Origin of the sequence: Streptomyces sp. NPDC005899, assembly GCF_040629645.1 — a bacterium.
In the GTDB taxonomy this organism is placed as follows: domain Bacteria; phylum Actinomycetota; class Actinomycetes; order Streptomycetales; family Streptomycetaceae; genus Streptomyces.
The window spans coordinates 1-1512 of sequence record NZ_JBEXWB010000670.1; the positions used below are offsets into that span (position 1 = coordinate 1).

General features: G+C 70.9%; 1 protein-coding gene. It reads left to right on the forward strand.

Going from position 1 to position 1512, the window contains the following annotated elements; genetic code table 11:
- Window positions 1–47: 47 nt before the first annotated feature.
- Window positions 48–1253, forward strand: coding sequence for a cytochrome P450 (locus ABZ371_RS32545; protein WP_358686527.1), 1206 nt, complete (start codon window positions 48–50; stop codon window positions 1251–1253).
- The last annotated feature ends 259 nt before the right edge of the window (window positions 1254–1512 follow it).

The following is a 1512-nucleotide window of genomic DNA, read 5'->3' on the forward strand; positions in this document are numbered from 1 at the left end:
CCGGCCGTCGCACCGGCCGGCCATCGCCCTCTGGAACGGAGAACGAGATGACAGAGAACACCGCCGCAACCCAGGGGACGGTTCCCTTCGCCCGGGAATGTCCCTTCTCCCCTCCGCCGGCGTACGCGCGCATCCGTGAGGAGGAGCCCGTCTGCCGGGTCGAGTTGCCCAACAAGGAGACCGCCTGGGCCCTGACCAGCTACGCGGACGTGCGCGCCATGCTGGGCGACACCCGGTTCAGCTCGGACAACCGGCACCCCAACTACCCCTCCTTCAGTCTCGAGAAGCCGACCGAGCAGCCGATCCAGACGATGATCAACCTGGATGCCCCGGCTCACAACGAGGCCCGGCGCAAGGTCATCAGCGAATACACCGCGAAGCGCATCAAGGAGCTGCGCCCGCAGGTCCAGCGCATCGTCGACGCGCGACTCGACAGCATCCTGGCCGGCCCCCGGCCGGCGGACCTGGTCGCCGAACTCGCCGTGCCGGTACCGGCGCTCGTGATGTGCGAGCAGCTGGGCGTGCCGCTGTCGGAGCACCAGTTCTTCCTCTCCAACAGCGTCAAGCTCGTCAGCATCACGGCGTCCGAGACCGAGCGGGACGAGGCCTTCGGCTCGCTGGCCGGCTACCTGATGAACCTCATCGCGACGAAGGAGGAGGAGCCGGGCGACGACCTGCTCAGCCGGCAGATCGCGAAGAACCGGGAGAGCGGCGACTACGACCGGATGTCGCTGATGGGCCTGGCGTTCCTGCTCCTCATCGCGGGACACGAGACCTCGGCCAACACCATTTCGCTCGGCACCGCGCTGCTGCTCCGGCACCCGGAGCAGATGGAGCGGGTCAGGGCGGATCCGTCCCTGACGCCGGCCATGGTGGAGGAGGTACTGCGCTACTTCACCGTGTCCGAGCTGGCCATGGTCCGGGTCGCGACCGAGGACGTCGAGATCGGAGGCCGCGTGATACGAGCCGGGGAGGGCGTGCTGGGACTCGGCAACGCGGCGAACCACGACCCGTCCGTGTTCCCGGACCCCGACACGTTCGACATCGACCGCCCGGCCCGCAACCACCTCGCGTTCGGCCACGGCCCCCACCAGTGCCTCGGGCAGAGTCTGGCGCGTCTGGAGTTCCAGGTCGTGTTCGACTCCCTGCTCGCACGGCTTCCCGGCCTGAAGCTCGCCGTCCCGTTCGACGAGCTGCGGTTCAAGGGCGAGGAAGGGGTCTACGGCCTCCACGAGCTGCCGGTGAGCTGGTAGCCCCTACCGGGGGAGGTGGCCGAGGGACCACGGGCGAGCGGTGCCCGACGGGGCGCCGTACGCCCGCCCGGGGGCGGATGCCGGCCCGACCGGGGGCGGACGGTGGCCCCGACCAGGGGCGGGTGGGGACGGTGCCGCTGGGCGGCCCGCCTGTCCGCCCCCTTCGCCGTCCGTTCCGTCGTGTCCGACCGGCCGATCGGCCCCCGCCGTGGGCCGATCGGCCCCTGCCGTGGGGGTCAGCCCCTGCCGTGGTGATGCC

Excerpts from the sequence above, each read along its gene's own strand:
- ABZ371_RS32545 (WP_358686527.1), top strand. The coding sequence starts at position 48 with ATGACAGAGAACACCGCCGCAACCCAGGGGACGGTTCCCTTCGCCCGG.